Annotated in this window: 15 protein-coding genes and 1 pseudogene; 3 read left to right on the top strand and 13 right to left on the bottom strand. The window is 72.4% G+C overall.

The annotated features are described in order from the left end of the window. Positions 1-8: 8 nt before the first annotated feature. From K2F47_RS20370 to K2F47_RS20315, 12 genes and pseudogenes are all read right to left on the bottom strand, one after another. Entirely contained in the window at positions 9-863 is an 855-nt protein-coding gene (locus tag K2F47_RS20370; protein WP_242906172.1) for an STM4011 family radical SAM protein, read from the bottom strand. Next, positions 863-2152, bottom strand: a complete 1290-nt coding sequence (locus tag K2F47_RS20365) for an STM4012 family radical SAM protein (protein ID WP_242906170.1) — start codon at positions 2150-2152, stop codon at positions 863-865. The genes K2F47_RS20370 and K2F47_RS20365 overlap by 1 nt, the downstream gene beginning before the upstream one ends. Then, positions 2152-2955 (bottom strand): STM4013/SEN3800 family hydrolase, encoded by an 804-nt coding sequence (locus tag K2F47_RS20360; protein ID WP_242906168.1) that lies wholly within the window; start codon positions 2953-2955, stop codon positions 2152-2154. The genes K2F47_RS20365 and K2F47_RS20360 overlap by 1 nt, the downstream gene beginning before the upstream one ends. Beyond that, the gene (locus tag K2F47_RS20355; RefSeq protein WP_242906167.1) at positions 2943-4040 is read right to left on the bottom strand and encodes an STM4014 family protein; all 1098 of its coding nucleotides are present in this window, start codon (positions 4038-4040) and stop codon (positions 2943-2945) included. Before K2F47_RS20355 ends, K2F47_RS20360 begins: the two co-directional genes overlap by 13 nt. Continuing rightward, the gene (locus tag K2F47_RS20350; RefSeq protein WP_242906165.1) at positions 4037-4984 is read right to left on the bottom strand and encodes an STM4015 family protein; all 948 of its coding nucleotides are present in this window, start codon (positions 4982-4984) and stop codon (positions 4037-4039) included. The genes K2F47_RS20355 and K2F47_RS20350 overlap by 4 nt, the downstream gene beginning before the upstream one ends. 65 nt (positions 4985-5049) lie before the next feature. Further along, complete coding sequence (locus tag K2F47_RS20345) at positions 5050-6492, bottom strand: AAA family ATPase (protein ID WP_242906163.1); 1443 nt, start codon at positions 6490-6492, stop codon at positions 5050-5052. A gap of 192 nt (positions 6493-6684) precedes the next feature. Next, on the bottom strand, positions 6685-7467 hold the full coding sequence (locus tag K2F47_RS20340; protein WP_242906162.1) for a MetQ/NlpA family ABC transporter substrate-binding protein: 783 nt from the start codon (positions 7465-7467) through the stop codon (positions 6685-6687). A gap of 91 nt (positions 7468-7558) precedes the next feature. After that, positions 7559-8215, bottom strand: a complete 657-nt coding sequence (locus K2F47_RS20335) for a methionine ABC transporter permease (protein ID WP_242906160.1) — start codon at positions 8213-8215, stop codon at positions 7559-7561. 431 nt (positions 8216-8646) lie between these two features. Beyond that, a pseudogene (locus K2F47_RS20330) lies at positions 8647-9618 on the bottom strand (methionine ABC transporter ATP-binding protein); the annotation flags it as partial. A 563-nt stretch (positions 9619-10181) separates the two neighbouring features. After that, positions 10182-11000: a DUF4097 family beta strand repeat-containing protein gene (locus K2F47_RS20325; RefSeq protein WP_242906157.1), complete on the bottom strand. Its 819-nt coding sequence runs from the start codon at positions 10998-11000 to the stop codon at positions 10182-10184. Beyond that, the gene (locus tag K2F47_RS20320; protein ID WP_242906156.1) at positions 10997-11644 is read right to left on the bottom strand and encodes a response regulator transcription factor; all 648 of its coding nucleotides are present in this window, start codon (positions 11642-11644) and stop codon (positions 10997-10999) included. The genes K2F47_RS20325 and K2F47_RS20320 overlap by 4 nt, the downstream gene beginning before the upstream one ends. Then, positions 11632-12903 carry a sensor histidine kinase gene (locus K2F47_RS20315; RefSeq protein WP_242906155.1) on the bottom strand — a complete coding sequence of 424 codons (1272 nt, stop codon included), beginning with the start codon at positions 12901-12903 and terminating at the stop codon, positions 11632-11634. The genes K2F47_RS20320 and K2F47_RS20315 overlap by 13 nt, the downstream gene beginning before the upstream one ends. Positions 12904-13176: 273 nt before the next feature. Here K2F47_RS20315 and K2F47_RS20310 point away from each other — a divergent pair, with 273 nt between their 5' ends. From K2F47_RS20310 to K2F47_RS20300, 3 genes are all read left to right on the top strand, one after another. Continuing rightward, positions 13177-13677, top strand: coding sequence for a hypothetical protein (locus tag K2F47_RS20310; protein WP_242906153.1), 501 nt, complete (start codon positions 13177-13179; stop codon positions 13675-13677). 94 nt (positions 13678-13771) lie between these two features. After that, positions 13772-14365: a hypothetical protein gene (locus tag K2F47_RS20305; RefSeq protein WP_242906151.1), complete on the top strand. Its 594-nt coding sequence runs from the start codon at positions 13772-13774 to the stop codon at positions 14363-14365. A gap of 106 nt (positions 14366-14471) precedes the next feature. Then, entirely contained in the window at positions 14472-15161 is a 690-nt protein-coding gene (locus tag K2F47_RS20300; RefSeq protein ID WP_242906149.1) for a class I SAM-dependent methyltransferase, read from the top strand. A gap of 24 nt (positions 15162-15185) precedes the next feature. Here K2F47_RS20300 and K2F47_RS20295 read toward each other — a convergent pair whose 3' ends face one another. After that, positions 15186-16352 (bottom strand): lactate 2-monooxygenase, encoded by a 1167-nt coding sequence (locus K2F47_RS20295; RefSeq protein WP_242906148.1) that lies wholly within the window; start codon positions 16350-16352, stop codon positions 15186-15188. Between the last annotated feature and the right edge of the window lie 118 nt (positions 16353-16470).

The raw sequence follows: 16470 nt of genomic DNA, 5'->3' as shown, positions 1-16470 counted from the left end.
ACTCCCCCTCACGGGAGGTGGAGCAGGGCGGGGATGCGTTCGAGAATGCCCCCGGCGAACGTGTCGTAGAGGCCGAGCGGCTCCAGGTGCACGTAGCCGATATGGCAGTCGCAGGTGTCCAGCGGGCAGGGACGCGGGGCGAGCGCGTCGAGGTAGGTGCCGTCGTAGAGGTTGCCCAGGACGGACGGGACGAAGTGGCAGCGGCGCACCGTCCCGTCCCCGTCCACCGACACGACGGACTCGCCCGTGCGGCACGGTAGGCCGCGGCTGGCGTGCGGGCGGCGGCTGACGGGGAACAGGGGGTCGATGCGGGTCCAGGCGTCGGCCTCGGCGTCGCTGTACCGGCGCCCCTCCTCCGCGTTGACCCACAGGTAGGTGCCGGTGGGCAGGTCGGCGCGGAGGCGGCGGGCGGCGTCCAGGTGGTCGGGGTGCCCGACGATGCCGACGCTGAACCGGATGCCTCCGTCGGCCAGCTCGCGGCATTTGCCCAGGAACCGCTCGTAGGGCACCTGGCCGGGGTGGTAGGTGGCCCAGAGCGCGAGCCGCAAGGGGTCCGCGTCCGACGTCCACGACACGCGGTGGCTCAGGTTCGTCTGGATCGCGACGCGTTCGACGTGCGGGAGGTGGCTGAGCTCCACCAGGGCGCGCCGGTACCAGGACCGGACGAGCCCCTCCCCCCACGGCGTGAACAGGACCGACACGCGGTGGTCGCGGCCGGAGACCCAGCCGGTGAAGCGCTCGAGCGCCGCGCGGTCGGCGCGGAGCTGCTCCGGCGTGTCGCGGCGCTTGGCGAACGGGCAGTACGGGCAGTCGTAGTCGCAGCTCGCGAGGGGACCCCGGTAGAGGATCGTCAGGTGTTCCATCAGCGTGCTTCGTAGGACGCCATGCGCTCCCGCACATCACGCGAGAACAGCGCCGGGCCTATGGCGTCGGAGTGGGCGAGCCCTTCCGGGGTGAGTTTGATGGTGTCCGGCGTCGATTCGATCCATTCTCGCTTGGCGAACGATGTGAGATCGGCGTTGTAGTCCTCGAACGGGTCCGTCGCGAAGCGCGCGCGGTAGGAGGTCCGATCCAGGCCGGTCGCTTGCAGAAGTGACTGGACGAGGTGACGGCGGCGGCGTTCGTCCTCGTCCAACTCGAATCCCACGCGCGCGCTGGTGAAATCGTCCTCGCGCACGTAGTCGTCGATGATGGCGCGTACCGATTTCGCCTTGACCGCGTACTCGAACGAGTAGTGCAGGGCGGCCGTGTAGGAGCGGGCGCCGCATCCCAGGCCGACCATGCCGTCCGTCTGGCAGCAGTACTCGGTTCCGCCCGCGTCCGGGGACGGCAGGCGGAACATCCGCATCGACACCTGCTCGTAGCCCTCGGCCAGGAGGTGGTCGCGGCCGAGGCGGTAGAGGGCCAGGCGCCAGTCGTCCCACTCCCGGTCCAGCAGGGCGAGGCCGGTGTTCGGGCGGACGTACAGCGGATACAGGTAGATCTCCTCCGGGCGCCACGCCAGCGCGGCGTTCAGCGAGTACAGCCATGTCTCGGGCGTCTGCCCCTCGATGCCGTAGATCAGGTCGATGTTCAGCGTCGGGAAGCCCACGGCCCGGATGCGGTCGAGCGCGGCCTCCACCTCGGCCCGCTTCTGCGGACGGACGGCCGCGCGCGCCTCCTCGTCCACGAACGTCTGCACGCCGATGGAGACGCGCGTGGTCCCCCGTTCGGCGAGGACGGTCAGCCGGTCGGTCGTGGCGGTCTTCGGGGACGTCTCCACTCCCAGCGGGCCCTTGCCGAACCCGGAGAAACGTTCGGCGATGTCGCAGAGGCGTTCCAGTTCGGAGGCGGTCAGATACGTCGGCGTCCCTCCCCCGAAGGCCGCCGTGGCGAAAGTCCCGTTCCCCTCCAGCGCGTCCAAGACGGCGGTGGCCTGACGGTCGAGTGCGCCGAGGTAGGCGCTGGTCAGTTCTTCGGGCGCGCCCGTCCGGGTGAAGAGGTTGCAGAACCCGCACCGCATCTCGCAGAAGGGGATGTGCATGTAGAGGAAGAGCGCGTCGAGGTTCTCGCCCGCCCACACCTCACGCAACGGACGCGGCGGGCGCAGTTCCCTATACGCGGTCTTGTGCGGGTAGGCGTAGACATACGCCTCGTAGGTCTCGGTGGTCATCACGGCAGTACGAACTCCCCGTACGGAACGGTCCAGACGACCTCGTGGCCGATGCGGTGCCCGGTGTGCCCGTCCTCCCCGTAGGCCGTCCCGTGATCGGAGCAGACGATCACGAAGCAGGGGCGGCGCATGAGGGCGAACAGGCGGCCCAGATGGGCGTCGACGTGCCGCAGTGCCGCCGCGTGGCTCGCACGCGTGTCGTCCCGCGAACCCCCGGCGGCCGGGTCCAGGTAGAACCAGTTGGGCTGGTGCAGCGACGCGACGTTCACCAGCAGGAACAGGCGCCGCGTGGCGGGCAGCCGGGAGGTCACCTCGGCGACGCGGTCGATCTGGTGGGGCAGGGACGCCGGGTCGGTGACGCCGAACCCCGGCTCCCAGTGGCTCTCGGCGAACAGCGACGGCAGCGCCGAGCCGAGCGGTGTGAGCTTGTTGAAGAACCCGACACCGCCCACGCATACCGTGTGGTATCCGGCGGCAGCCAGCCCGGACGGGAGGTCAGCGGCGTCGAACGTCCACGTCCCGGGGGCGGTCGTCTCGCTGCCCGGGAACGCCCCGGCGAACAGCCGGGGATGCGGACCCGGCGTTGCCGGGGTCGGCAGGAAGCCGGCCAGCATGGCGGCGTGCGCGGCGTAGGTGAAGCTGCCCGGCGTGTGGCGGCGCTCCCACCGTCCGCCCGGCAGGAGCCCCACGAGCGTGGGCGTCTCGCCGGACGCCGCCAGTTCGGCGGCCACGTCGTAGCGCAGCGTGTCGAGCGTCACCAGCAGCACGTCGTGGCGGCCGATGATCTGGTTCATGTCGTACATGCGGGGACGTACTCCGGCAGAATGGCTCTGACCTGGGCAGTGTAGGTGTCGAGCCCTTCGGCGGGGCCGCCCGGCAGGCCGGTCAGCCCGGGCAGCAGGTCACCGAACGCGTTGACCTCGCCCACCGCGAACCGCCGCATCCCCGTGTGGACGAGCAGGTCCACGCCCACCATCGGGCTCGCGGGGAAGCACGCGGCGGCCCGCGCGCACACGTCCAGCGCCCGCGGCCAACCGCGTTCGCCGAGCGCGCGCCGCACCGCGCCGAGGTCGCCCCTGGCGCCGCCGAGGTGCAGGTTGGTCATCGGGTTGCGGCTCGTCCGGACCACCGCGTGAGTGGGTTCGCCCGCGATGACGACCACGCGCAGGTCGAAGACGCGTCCGCCGATCGCGGCCTTGGGCAGCCACCGCTCCACGTGGAGACCGTCCGGGGCGAGCGCGTCGATGAGCGCCGCGACGTCGGCGTGCGTGTCGTAGGTCTGCACCCGCAGCGAGTTCACGAGGCCGGACGGCGTCCTCACGGCGGAGGTCACAGCCTTGACCCGCGTTCCTCCATGCGCGGCAGGGGCGGTCTGCATGGCGACGACACCCGACGCGGACGATCCGTGCGCGGGCTTGACGAAGACCCGCCGCACGCGCGCCTCGTCCATGCGCCGCCGTAGTTCGTCATAGCTCCGGACGGGCGGGAGCGCAGCCGGAACCGGGACGCCCGCGTCCAGCAGGCGGGCATGCGTGCGGCGCTTGTCGAACATGACCGCGATCTCCCCGGCGTCGCCGAGCAGCCGCGCCCCGGCCCGCGCGGCGGACGCGGCGATCCGCTCCACCGCCGCCGTGAACGTCCGGTACCAGCGGGCGCCTCCGCCCACGCGCGCCGGATTCCCGGGTCCGCGCAGGAGGGCGTCCGCCTCCGGGTCCTCCCCCGGCGAGTCCACGCGGAGCACGTCTCCCGGCCCGAGGGCGAGGGGGGCGCCCCGCAGCACGTCCGTCCAGGGGATGAGGCGCGGCTCGGGGAACCCGGACGACCGGCACGCCGCCGCGTAGAGCGCGGCCCGCCGGTCGCCGGGCGTGCCGACCACGGCGAGGGTCATTCCGACACCGCGATATAGCGCCAGTCGTCGTTCGGCTTCTCCTGCTCGCTCAGGTCGACCTCGACCCCCGGGAGCGCGGCCTTCAGGCGCGCGACCATGGCGTCGGACAGGAAGTGGTGGTGCAGGTCGAGTTTGCGCAGGTGCGTGAGCGGCTGGCCGGACAGCAGCGCCTCGGCGCCCTGGTCGGTCAGGATGCCCATCGCGAGGCTCAGCGACTCCAGCCGCGCCACGACGGGCGCGCCCGCGACCGCGGCAGCGATCTCGTCCTGGATCTGGCTGTCCTCCAGGCCGAGGTGGCGCAGCGCGGGCAGCCGCTCGCCGCCGAGGAACGGCGCGAGGTCGGCGACCGTGGCGTCGCCGCCGTAGTTCTCCTCGCCGAGCCACAGGTCGAGGTGCTCCAGGTTCGGCAGCTCGCTCGCCCCCACCGCCTGGACGATCCGCGCCGGAAGCCCGCCCGACTCGAACCGCAGCACCTTGAGCGCCGCGCTCCTGATCGGCGCGAGGACGAGACCCTCCGAGCCGCGGATGTCGAACCGCTCCAGCGCGGGGAAGGCCGTGAACAGCGGCGAGATGTCGCCGTGCTCGATCCAGGAGATCTCCGACTCCTCCATGGTCATGTCGCCGAGGAACAGCGACCGGAGGGCCGGGAACGACGCGGCGGACTCGGTCAGCAGCGCCGCCGGATCGGCGCTGTTCTCGTCGTAGGACGCGCCCCAGTAGCCGATGACGAGCGCGGTGACCTGCGTGGTGTCGACCGCCTCCAGGAACCGCGCGAACACCGCGTTGAACGGCTCCTCCTCGTACATCGTCCCGACGTACCAGGCGACGTCGGCGGGCGCGGGGAGCTCCTCGCCGTCCGCCACCTCCTCGACGCCGTCCTCGCGGTACGGGAACCGGTGCACCGGCAGACCGGCATATTCGTCCAGATGCTGATTTACGGTCATGGGTCCCCTTCACGTGATCGTTGGGTCCCTGTCCTATCAGCACCGGCGGACACTACGCGCGCGCTTCAGCCGTCCTCGCCGACCCCCAGGAACATGCCGTCGAACTCGTCGGGCTCCTCGGGGTCGCGCGCGGCGCCCAGCAGGCCCCGGGTGAGCGACTGCGCGGGATCGAACATCTCGTCGACCGCCGCGCCGAAGTGGGCGTCGGTGAGGCTCTCGGGCGCGTCCAGGGTGGTGCCCTCGCGGAGCGCGACCAGCACGGCGCGGCGGACGAGCTCCTTGATGAAGGAGGCCGTCACCCCCTCGGTGCGGGCGGCGACCTCCGCCAGGTCGGCGTCGAGCCGGAGTTCGCGTCCGTACAGGCGCAGGAGGCCGATACGCCCCTCCATGTCCGGACGGGGGATCTCCACAGCGAGATCGATGCGTCCGGGACGTTCCGCCAGGGCGCGCTCCAGCATCTCCACCCGGTTGGTGGTGAGGACGAACACGACGTCGGCGTCACCGGAGATGCCGTCCATCGCGTCCAGGAGCGAGAACAGCAGGGGGTTGGCGCCGTCGTCGACGAGGTCGCGGTCCTCCGCGACAAGGTCCACGTCCTCCACGATGACCACGGCGGGCTGGAGGCTGCGGGCCAACGCCACAGCCTGCCCCAGGAACCGCATGGCGGGACCGGTGAGCTGGATGACCGTCGCCCCGAGGAGCCGTCCCATCAAGTATCGGACCGTATGGGTCTTCCCCGTTCCGGGCGGCCCGTACAGCAGCAGCCCGCGCTTGAGGTGCTGCCCCGCGGCGAGAAGCTGCTCGGCGTGCTCGGCGATCCCGACCACGTGCGCCTCGATCGCCTCCAGCCGCCCGTCCGGCAGGACGACCTCGGACGCGGCCAGATGCGGCCGGGGCAGGAACGACACCAGCGCGTTCTCGTGGTACTCGCTCGCGCCGAAGCCGAGCACCTGGCCGCGCATCACGTCCCGCTCGCGGCGGAGCCGGTCCACCTCGTCGCGGACGGCGGCGGCTGTGGCCCGGTCCCGGGCGAAGACGTTGAGCACGCACATCGCCTCGTAGGACTCGCGGGTGAGGACGCCGAGCACGACCGGCGACCCGTCCGGCGCCGTCGTGGGCACCAGCCCGAGCTCCACGACCTCGATGGACTCCTCGGGGCCGACGGCGGCCGTGCCGTACTCGGGACGGCCCAGCGTGTACGTCCCGAGCATGACCGCCGCGCCGATCATCGCACTGAGGTTGTCGTAGTGGCGTTCCGTCCCGGCGATCCCGAACCACTCGGCATCGGGCGTACGGGACGCGAGGTAGGCGTCGATCCCGCGTTGCAGGCACGCGTGCTCCCACGACCAGTACTCCTGGCCGACCATCACCAGGTCGTGGAACGGGACGCCGACGTGCCCGCAGATGCGGCTTACCAGCGGCGAGGCGGCGTTGTCCTCGGTGATCCGCTCCCCCGCCGTGCGGATGAGCCGCTGGAGCCCGGCGGCCAGGGAGCGCGCCGTCTCCAACTCGATTTCCCCGTCTCCGGGGTTTGTCAGGGCATCGGTCACAGGTGTCCCCCAGTTTGTCCGGCCGCCCCCCCGGTCAGCTTAGGCAGCGCCCGCGCGCGCTTGCGACCGGTTAAACAAAGGGACGAGAAACCCCTGGGCGGACGGTCGCACCGTCCACCCAGGGGTCGCCCGATTCGCCGCGACAAGGCGTCACGATGCGATGAGCACGGAGCCCTTGAACTTGTCCTGGACGAACTTCTTCACCTCGGGCCCGCGGAGCAGGTCGACCAGCTTCTTCACGCGCGGGTCGTCCTTGTTCTCCGGAAGGGTGACGATGCCGTTGGCGTAGGGGTTGCCCTCGGCCTTCTCGGCGGCGAGCGCGTCCTTGTTCGGCGCCAGGTTCGCCTCAAGGGCGTAGTTGCCGTTGATGACCGACAGGTCCACGTCGTCCAGCGAGCGGGGAAGCTGCGCGGCCTTCAGCGGCTTGAACTTCAGGCCCTTGGGGTTGCTCGCGATGTCCTTCTCGGTCGCGCTCGTGCCCGCGCCCGGCTTCAGCGTGAGCACGCCGTTGTCGGCGAGCAGCTTCAGCGAGCGGCCCTGGTTGGCCGGGTCGTTCGGCACCGCGACCGTCGCGCCCTGCGGGACGGCCTGGAGGCTCTTGACCTTCTTGGAGTAGACGCCGAGCGGCTCGAGGTGGACGGGCGCGACGAACGCCAGCTTCGTGCCGGACTTCTTCTCGAACTCCTGCATGAACGGCACGTGCTGGAAGTAGTTGGCCGTGACCTGCTTCTCCTTCAGCGACGTGTTGGGCTGCTGGTAGTCGTCGAAGGTCACGATGTCGAGCTTCAGCCCCGCCTTGGACGCCAGATTGTCCTTGACGTACTTCAGGATGTCCCCGTGGGGCACGGGGTTGACCGCGACCTTCAGCGGGGCGTCCGCGTCGTTGGACGCCTCGGACGAACCGCACGCGGTCAGCCCCGCGAGGAGGCTCACGGAGGCCAGTGCGATGGATAGCTTGCGAAGCACGAGGAGTGCCTTTCTGTGCGTTGCTTGCAGGTTCTTATTCGGCCGTGCGTTATCTGTGTTATTTGTGCGTCAGACGCCGGGCGACGAGGTCGCCCACCGCCTGGACGAGCAGGACGATCACGATGAGCAGCACCACGGTCGCGACCATGACCTTGGTCTCGAAGCGCTCGTAGCCGTAGGTGACGGCGAGGTTGCCGAGGCCGCCGCCGCCGACCGTCCCGGCCATGGCCGTGTAGCCGATCAGCGCGATAATGGTGACGGTCAGTCCCGACACCAGCCCGGGCCGCGCCTCGCGCAGCATGACCTTGCCGACGATCTCCCGCCGGGTCGCGCCCATCGCGCGCGCGGCGGCGATGACGCCGGGGTCCACCTCGCGCAGCGCGATCTCGACGAGCCGCGCGTAGAACGGGATCGCGCCGACGGTCAGCGGGACGATCGCCGCCGCGTTGCCGATGCTGGTGCCGACGACGATCCGGGTGAACGGGATGATGGCCACCATCAGGATCAGGAACGGCAGCGACCGCCCGATGTTGACGACCACGCCGAGCACCGCGTTGGCGGGCGGCGCGGGCAGCAGCCCGCCCCGCTCGGTGATCACGAGCAGGATGCCGAACAGCAGCCCGAGCACCGCCGTGAACAGCGTCGCGACCCCGGTCATGTAGAGCGTCTCCCGCGTGGCGGGCCACAGCAGCGGGGTCACTTCGTCCCAGGTCATCGCGTCTCCTCCTCACTGGTCACCGCAGCGCCCCCGGCGCCCGGGGCGTCGCCGTCAACGCGCGCATCACCGTCAACCCGGGCATCGCCATCCACGCTGGCCTCACCCCCGGCGGCGCCCTCACCATCGGCGGCGGACGTCTTGGCCGCCCCGCTCGCCCCGGTGGCCCCGGTGGCCCCGGTGGCCCCGGCGGCCCCGGCGGCCCCGGCGGCCCCGGCGGCCCCGGCGGCCCCGGCGGCCCCGGCGGCACTGGCCGCACCGGCCGCACCGGCCGCACCGGCCGCCTTGGTCTCCTCGGTTGCCCCAGTCGCTGCGGGCGGCTCGGTCGCCTCGGTCGGTGTCTTCTCGTCGGCGGGGGGAGCCTCGTCCCCGGGCGCGCGGGGGCCGCCGTGCACGGTGACCGGCTCGGTCTCCGTGATGGGGGTCTTGACCTCCACGGTGAGGCCGGCGTCACGGAGGAAGGCCAGTTGCGCCGCGTTGACGTGCGGGTCGCCCGGCAGTTCCAGTTGCATGCGTCCGACCCGTTCGCCGCCGATGGTCTCGACGGCGCCGCCGAGGATGTTGACGTCCAGCGAGTACTTGCGGGCCAGCGCCGACACGAACGGCTGGTCGGTGGCGCCGCCGACGAAGGTGACCTCGACCACCGTCGCTCCCGCGCGCGGCGTGACGGGCGGAAGGGGGAACAGTCCCCGCGCGAGCTCCGACCCCGGGCGCGCGAGCAACTCGGTGACCGGTCCCGACTCGGTGAACCGGCCGTCGCGCATGATGGCGGCCGAGTCGCAGATGCGCTTGACCACGTCCATCTCGTGGGTGATCAGCAGGACCGTGAGGCCGAGCCGCCGGTTCAGGTCCCGCAGCAGCTCCAGGATCGAGGCGGTGGTCTCGGGGTCGAGCGCGGAGGTCGCCTCGTCCGACAGCAGCACCTTCGGCCGTCCGGCGAGCGCGCGGGCGATGCCGACGCGCTGCTTCTGCCCGCCGGAGATCCGCGCGGGATGGGCCCGGGCGTGCTCGGTGAGCCCGACCAGGTCCAGCAGCTCGGCGACGCGCCGTTTCCGCTCGGCCCGCGGGACGCCCATGACCTCCAGCGGGAACGCGACGTTCCCGGCGACCGTCCGGCTGCCGAGCAGGCCGAAGTGCTGGTGGATCATGCCGATGCCCTGCCGGGCGCGGCGCAGTTCGGCGCCCCGGAGCGCGAGCAGGTCGCGCCCGTCGATGAGGACGCGCCCCTCGTCCGGCCGTTCGAGGAGGTTGACGCAGCGCAGCAGCGTGCTCTTACCGGCGCCGCTGCGTCCGAGCACGCCGAAGATCTCGCCCTCGGGGACGGTGAGGTCGACGCCGTCGACGGCGGTCACCTCGCGTCCTCTGGCGCGGTAGACCTTGCGAAGTTTTTCGATCTGAATCACAGAGAATCATCCGTGCGTGCGGGCGCCGCTGTGCAGCGACGGCGCGGTGGACCGGAACGGGTGCGGTAAGGAACGGGTGCGGTGGGAACGTGCGGTGAGAGCATGAAGGTGCGGGCGGTCACGGCGTGCGGACCACATTTGACGCGCAAGCCGGGAACGACACTGCCTCGCGCGGACTAACACAGGCCGGGCGGGTACGGAGCGTGGCTCAGCAGGTGGCGTTGGAAGATCATGCGCGACTCGGGTCTCGGGACGGCTCGCTTCGGGGCGCGAGGCTCAGACGGGGGCCCTCAGCGGTCACACATTCGACGGCAGCGCGCACGCCCCATGGCCCGCCGGGTCGGCGGTCCGTAGTGAGGGCATGGGCGTATCGCGGTCATGTCATCAGTTAACCCGCTCGCGACAACTGGCGCAAATCGCGAGATAAGCACGGCGCCATTCCCGGCGCGCACACAGCGTGATCACCCCCCTCGCGACACCCCCCACCGGCCCGCGCGCGGCGGCAGGTACCGGTGGGCGCGGGCGGTGGCACGCTTAGCGGGCGGGTGGGGTGATGGGGCTTGTTAGTCGTCTTTGTCGTCCAGGTAGGTGTGGCCGGAGCCGCCGCGTAGGGAGATCACTTGGGTGGAGCGGTCGTCCAGGATGGCCTGGCCCAGGTGGGACGGGGCGGGGCCGAGCAGGCGGTAGTGCGAGCCCGGCGGCACGATGATCTTCGCGGAGCCGGAGCCGACCGCGGCGTCCACGGTGTCCGGCGGCTCGGTGTAGCGCAGGTCCAGTTCGCCGGAGCCCACCTGCGCCTGGGTCATGGACGCGGTGAGCCCGGTCCCCCTGACCGTGCCGGAGTTCGCCTTCAGGCGCAGGCGGCCCTGGACGTCGGCGACGGTGATCTCGCCCGAGCCGGTCCGCAGGTCGAGGTCGCCGGTCAGCCCCCGGACGTCGATCTGCCCCGACTCGGACACCGCCGACACGCGCACGCCGCGCGGTACCCGCACGTCGATGTCGCCGCCGCATTCGAGGCCCCCGTAGATCCTCACGGTGCTGTTGCAGCGGAACGTGATGTAGAGCACGCCGTTCTTCAGCGACTCGTGCACGGTCGGCTTGGTCGGCGCCCACGTCAGCTTCTTGTAGACCGTGCCCTCGCCCTCGGGACCGGCGCTGACCGTGACCCGCGCGTCGCCCATGTCGAGCCGGACGTCCTTGATCGCATGCCGGTACGGGGTCGTCTCCGTGGAGGTCTGCCGGAAGGCGAGCACCCCGACCCGGAACCCGATCGGCGCGACCAGGACGACCGCCGTCGCGATCGCCAGGAAGATCCACACGCCGCGCCTGCGCGGACGGGCGGGTGCCCCGGGGACCGTGTCCGTCCCGGCGTCCACGGTCATGTCTCCCCCTCCAGGAACCGCAGGACGGCCAGCACGCGGCGGTGGTCGCCCTCGGCGTGCGGGAGGTCGAGCTTGGCGAAGATGCTGTTGATGTGCTTGGCGACCGCGCTCTCGCTCACGACCAGCGCCCCGGCGATGCCCGCGTTGGAGCGCCCCTCCGCCATCACCGCCAGCACCTCCTTCTCGCGCGTGGTGAGCCGGTCGAGGGGGTCGCGGTGGCGGCGCAGGAGGAGTTGGGAGACGACCTCGGGGTCGAGCGCGGTGCCGCCGGCGGCGACCCGGCGCAGCGCGTCCAGGAAGACCGAGACGTCGGCGACGCGGTCCTTGAGCAGGTACCCGATGCCGCTGGTGCTGGTCGAGAGCAGGTCGGCGGCGTAGCGCTCCTCGACGTACTGCGACAGCAGCAGCACCGCGACCTCCGGCGTCTCCCGCCGCATCACCAGCGCGGCGCGGACGCCCTCGTCGGTGAAGCCGGGCGGCATCCGCACGTCCACGATCGCCGCGTCCGGACGGTGCTCGCGGACCGCCGCGAGCAGCCCCTCGGCCTCGCCGACCGCCGCCGCCACCTCGAACCCCGAGGTCTCCAGCAGCTTGATCAGCCCGGCCCGCAGCAGGACCGAGTCCTCGGCGATCACAATGCGCACGGCAACTCCACGGTGACGGTCGTCGGGCCCCCGGCGGGGCTGGTGATCCGGAAAGTACCGTCCACCGAGCGGACGCGGCGCGCGAGCCCGGTCAGGCCCGTCCCGCCGGACGGGTCGGCGCCGCCCACGCCGTCGTCGCCGACCGTCAGCCGCAGCACGTCGCCCCGGCGCAGCACCTCGACGTCCACGGACGTGGCGCGGGCGTGCTTGACCACGTTCGTGAGCGCCTCGGAGACGACGAAGTAGGCGACGGCCTCGACGGTGGACGAGGCGCGCGGCTCCACGTCGACCTCCATCCGGACGGGCAGCGGCACCCGCGCGGCGATGCCCGACAGCGCCGCGTCCAGACCGCGGTCCTCCAGGACGGCCGGGTGCAGGCCGCGGATGAGCGTGCGCAGTTCGGTGAGCGCCTCCTTGGCCTGCTCGTGCGCCTCGATGATCACCTCCATGGCGTGGTCGGGGACGTCGTCGAGCGTCTCGCGGGCCAGCCCCAGGTGGAGGGCGAGCGAGACGAGCCGCTGCTGCGCCCCGTCGTGCAGGTCGCGTTCGATGCGGCGGCGCTCGATGTCGGCGGCGTCCACGACGCTGGCGCGCTTCTCGGCGAGGTCCTCGACGCGGCGCTCCAGTTCGCGGGCCCGGTCGGGGCCGAGCAGCGCGGCGGCGGCGCGCGCGTCCAGCCGCCGGACGCCCGCCGCCGCCCACGGCGTGATCACCAGCAGCAGGAGACCGGCCAGGGTGAGCCACAGCAGCTGGTTGGCGTACGCCTTGTCCGACAGCTCCGGCGAGCTGGTCGCGGGCAGGGCCCACGCGTAGGCGCTGTAGCTTCCGAGGACCACCCCGGTCCCCCACCCCGCGACCACGGCGAAGCCCCCGCATGCCAGCAGCGGCCCCACGAGCAGGTGGTACTGGAGGACGCGCCACAGCTCGGGTGAGCGGAGGTCGCGCAGCGCGTCCCAGGGGCGGCCGCCGTCGAAGCCGGGCATCGGCGCGATCTCGATGCCGAGCAGCGCCCAGCACCGTTCCCGATGCCACGCGGTCAGGGGCCGCGCGGCCAGCAGCACCAGCGCGACCGTCGCGAACGAGAGGACGAGGACCGGCGTGAGGTCGATCGGCGTCCAGACCGTCCAGAGCACGCTGACGATCGTCCAGCCGGCGCACTGCAACGGCACCCCGGAGGCGACGAACACGGTGTCGCGCCACGCCGTCCTGGACCACGGGGCATGCGCGAGGGCGTGCCGGGCCAGGGAGATGGATGCCATGGGGCAACCGTATGGGCCGTGCTCAGCGCGCCGCCATGCAGCTTGTTTCAGCCCGGGGGGTGAACCTAGTGCCACCCCTGAACGGATATCGGCGCTACTGAAGGTGACCGGCGCCTCGGCCAGGGTTGAGGAGGCGCCGGGGAACCGGGCGCCGCCACCCGTCACCGCAGGGAGCACATCGTCATGGTCGTTGAGACGTCGCCGCTGAGGGCCCGCCGTTCGTCGATCTACGGCCCGCCCGCCCGGTCGCGTTCCGTACCCGGATCACGTTCCGTGCCCGGACCTGCGCCGCGTCCCGTTCCGCTGGAGCGGGGCGGGCGGCGGCTCGGGTGGGCCATGATCGGCGGCGGCGCGGCGCTGGTGCCGTGGATGTGGGCGCTGGCCAGGCGCCTCCCGTCCACCACGCAGGTGTCGCACTGGTCGACGGCGTGGGTCGGGCTCGACCTGATGCTGGCGGCCGGGCTGCTCGGCACCGGCGTCCTGCTCACCCGGCGTGACCCCCGGCACGGTCCGGTGGCCGCCGCGACCGGCGCGCTGCTCGTGGCCGACGCGTGGTTCGACGTGATGACCGCTTCGTCCGGTGCCGACCGGGCTCTGGCGGTCGCGCTCGCCGCCGGAATCGAGATTCCGCTAGCGATCCTGTGCGGGATGCTCGCGGCCCGCGCGCTTCCGCAGGTCCCCTCGCGTGGCGCCGCCGCCGGACATGACCGGCACGCCGACCCGCAGGTTAAGCCCGGATGGCAAAGCATCAACGGGAGTACTCCAGACGGGTGAAACCAGACGAGCCGGACCTCTAGAGTGAGTCCCACAGCGGGGCCCTCTTGCGGGAGGGCCCCTCGCCCTGCCTGCACGATCAGAGGTCCCGGACATGAACGACCACGAGGTGCACGAGGAGTGCCTGCGGCTCCTGCGGGACGGCCTGCCCGATCCCGCACCCGACGTCTTCGACGAGGGTCGGGACTTCCTGCCGCTCGGCCTCGACAAGGACGGCGACGTCGCCGCCGTCACCTTCCTGCACCAGCGGGGGGACGGCGCGGCCGACACGGGAGCGTTCATCGAGGGGTGGACGTTCCACCGCAGGGACGGCGAGTGGATGGAGCTCGGCGGCGCCGGCGGGTCGGCGCCCGACCAGCCCCTCACCCGCCGCTCGTCCGGGGAGCTGGGGCGGCACCTGCACAAGTACGGCTCGGGACGGACCGTCCGCAACGCGGGCCGGCTGCTGCCGTGGGGCGCGAAGTGGGTGAACGAGGCGCGGCTGCGCGCCTCGGCCGAGGTCGCGGCGGTCCGCGTCGGCAAGCGGGTGCTGGACGTCCCCGGCCACGGGCACATCGTCGTCGTGTGGTCGGCGCGCCGCGGACCCATCGTCGAGGCGCTCGCCGCCGACGGCGCGGTGCTGGACCAGCTGGACCTCGACCGCCCGTCCGTCCCGGGACGCCCCGCGGCCGATCACGCCGATCTCTGACGGTCTCTTACTGGAGCGTTCTACATTCGGTGCGCGCCCGTGTCGCGCCCGTAGCGGCGTGGGCCGGGCCACGCTTTCCCGGCCGCTCGCTGGGCAGACTCCACACATGGCCGTAACGCGCGACTACGACGCCGACCCGGAGCGCTTCCGCCTCGCGACGCGGGTGACGCGCCAGTACCTGATCGGGGCTCGGAGCCTCCACGAGCACATCTCTGTGAAGCTGCTGAACTCGGCGGTGTCGCGCGTCCTGGACATCGGCTGCGGGGAGGGCGCGCTGGCCGGCGCCCTGCCGGGCCGTCCGCCGTTCCAGCTGGTCGGAGTGGACGCGTCCGCGACCATGCTGCGCGCCCACCCCTCGCCCCGGGTCCGGGCGGACGCGGTGCGCCTGCCCTTCGGCGACGGCGTCTTCGACGCGGCCGTCGCGGTGAACATGCTCTGGCACCTGGACGACCCCGCGCTCGTGCTGCGGGAGGCCCGGCGCGTCCTCGCCCCGGGCGGGCTGCTGCTCGTCACGGCGGTCTGCCGGACCGACAGCCCCGAACTCGCGCCGGTCTGGCGGCCCGCCCCGACCCCGTTCGACGCCGAGGACGCGCCCGCGCGGGTCTGCGAGGTGTTCGGCGAGGTGGAGGTGGAGCGCTGGGACGCGCCGCTGATCACCCTGCCCGACCGGGACGCCGTCCGCGACTACCTGATCGCCCGGCAGGTGCCCCGCGCGGAGGCCACCGAGGCGGCGCGGCGGATACGCACACCGCTCCCGGTGACCAAACGCGGCGCCCTCGTCCTGGCCCGCCGCTAGCGAATGCCAGGGGCGCCCCGGAAGTCACGCTGACGTCAGGATCTCGGGGGTGAGCTGCTCCGGGCGGGTCAGGCCTGACAGAGCCAGGGTCAGTTCGAGTTCCGCCTGGAGGCAGCGCAGCACGTGCTGGACGCCCGCCTGCCCGCCCAGCGCCAGACCGTAGGCGCAGGGGCGTCCGATCAGGACGGCGCGGGCACCGAGCGCGAGCGCCTTGACGATGTCCGCGCCCGTCCGGACGCCGCTGTCGAACAGCACGGCCGCACGCCCGGCGACCGCCTCCACGACGGCGGGCAGCGCGTCCAGCGCGGCGATGGCGCCGTCCACCTGCCGTCCGCCGTGGTTGGAGACGATGACCCCGTCCATGCCCGCGTCCACCGCCCGCCGGGCGTCGTCCGGGTGCTGGATGCCCTTGAGCGCGATCGGGCCGTCCCAGTGTTCTCGCAGGAAGGCCAGATCGTCCCAGGTCAGGCTCGGGTTCCCGAAGTTCGCGACCCAGTGCAGCAGCGCGGCCTGCCGGTTGGCGGCGGTGACCGGCCCGCCGACCGCGCGCTGGAACACCGGGTCGGTGAAGTAGTTCGCGACGCCGATGCCGCGCAGGAACGGCAGGTAGGCGTGGTCGAGGTCGCGGGGGCGCCACGCCAGCGTGAACGTGTCGAGGGTGACGACGAGGGCGGTGTACCCCGCGGCGCTCGCGCGGCTTAGGAAGCTCACGGCGAGGTCGCGGTCCTTCGGCCAGTAGAGCTGGTACCAGCGGGGCGCGCCGTCGCCGGCCGCCTCCGCGACGTCCTCCATCGAGTAGGACGAGGCCGTGCTCAGCACCATCGCCAGCCCCTCGGCGGCCGCCGCCCGCGCCGTCGCGAGCTCCCCGTCCGGATGGAGGATCGACTGGACGCCGACAGGCGCGAGCAGCACCGGCGCGGGCATCGTGGTACCCAGCACGTCCACCGACAGGTCCCGTTCGGCGACGTCCCGCAGCATTCGCGGGACGATCCGCCGCCGGTCGAACGCCGCGCGGTTGGCGCGCGCGGTCGCCTCGCTGCCCGCCGCGCCCGCCACGTACCCGAACGCCCGCGCCGACAGGACGCCCTCGGCGAGGCCCTCCAACCGCGTCAGGTCCGTGGGCAGCTCCGGCCGGGCGTCCCCGAGTCCCCGCAGGTAGATCGAGTTCTGGAAGTCGGCGAGCGGGCTCAAGCGACACCTCCGGCGTGACGTGGGCGGCCGGCCGGACCCGGAGGAACGGCCGGTCGGGACCGCCCGATACGTTCCCTGCCTCCTCAATCTGTCAGTTCCGCGGCGGGTGACGGAACGG

The organism is Actinomadura terrae (genome assembly GCF_022751215.1).
Lineage (GTDB): Bacteria > Actinomycetota > Actinomycetes > Streptosporangiales > Streptosporangiaceae > Spirillospora > Spirillospora terrae.
This window is presented reverse-complemented; position numbering and strand designations above follow the sequence as displayed.

Bases quoted from the DNA above. Each gene is read 5' to 3' on its own strand.
- K2F47_RS20370 (WP_242906172.1), bottom strand. From the start codon at position 863: ATGGAACACCTGACGATCCTCTACCGGGGTCCCCTCGCGAGCTGCGAC.
- K2F47_RS20365 (WP_242906170.1), bottom strand. From the start codon at position 2,152: ATGACCACCGAGACCTACGAGGCGTATGTCTACGCCTACCCGCACAAG.
- K2F47_RS20360 (WP_242906168.1), bottom strand. From the start codon at position 2,955: ATGTACGACATGAACCAGATCATCGGCCGCCACGACGTGCTGCTGGTG.
- K2F47_RS20355 (WP_242906167.1), bottom strand. From the start codon at position 4,040: ATGACCCTCGCCGTGGTCGGCACGCCCGGCGACCGGCGGGCCGCGCTC.
- K2F47_RS20350 (WP_242906165.1), bottom strand. From the start codon at position 4,984: ATGACCGTAAATCAGCATCTGGACGAATATGCCGGTCTGCCGGTGCAC.
- K2F47_RS20335 (WP_242906160.1), bottom strand. From the start codon at position 8,215: ATGACCTGGGACGAAGTGACCCCGCTGCTGTGGCCCGCCACGCGGGAG.
- K2F47_RS20325 (WP_242906157.1), bottom strand. From the start codon at position 11,000: ATGACCGTGGACGCCGGGACGGACACGGTCCCCGGGGCACCCGCCCGT.
- K2F47_RS20315 (WP_242906155.1), bottom strand. From the start codon at position 12,903: ATGGCATCCATCTCCCTGGCCCGGCACGCCCTCGCGCATGCCCCGTGG.
- K2F47_RS20305 (WP_242906151.1), top strand. From the start codon at position 13,772: ATGAACGACCACGAGGTGCACGAGGAGTGCCTGCGGCTCCTGCGGGAC.
- K2F47_RS20300 (WP_242906149.1), top strand. From the start codon at position 14,472: ATGGCCGTAACGCGCGACTACGACGCCGACCCGGAGCGCTTCCGCCTC.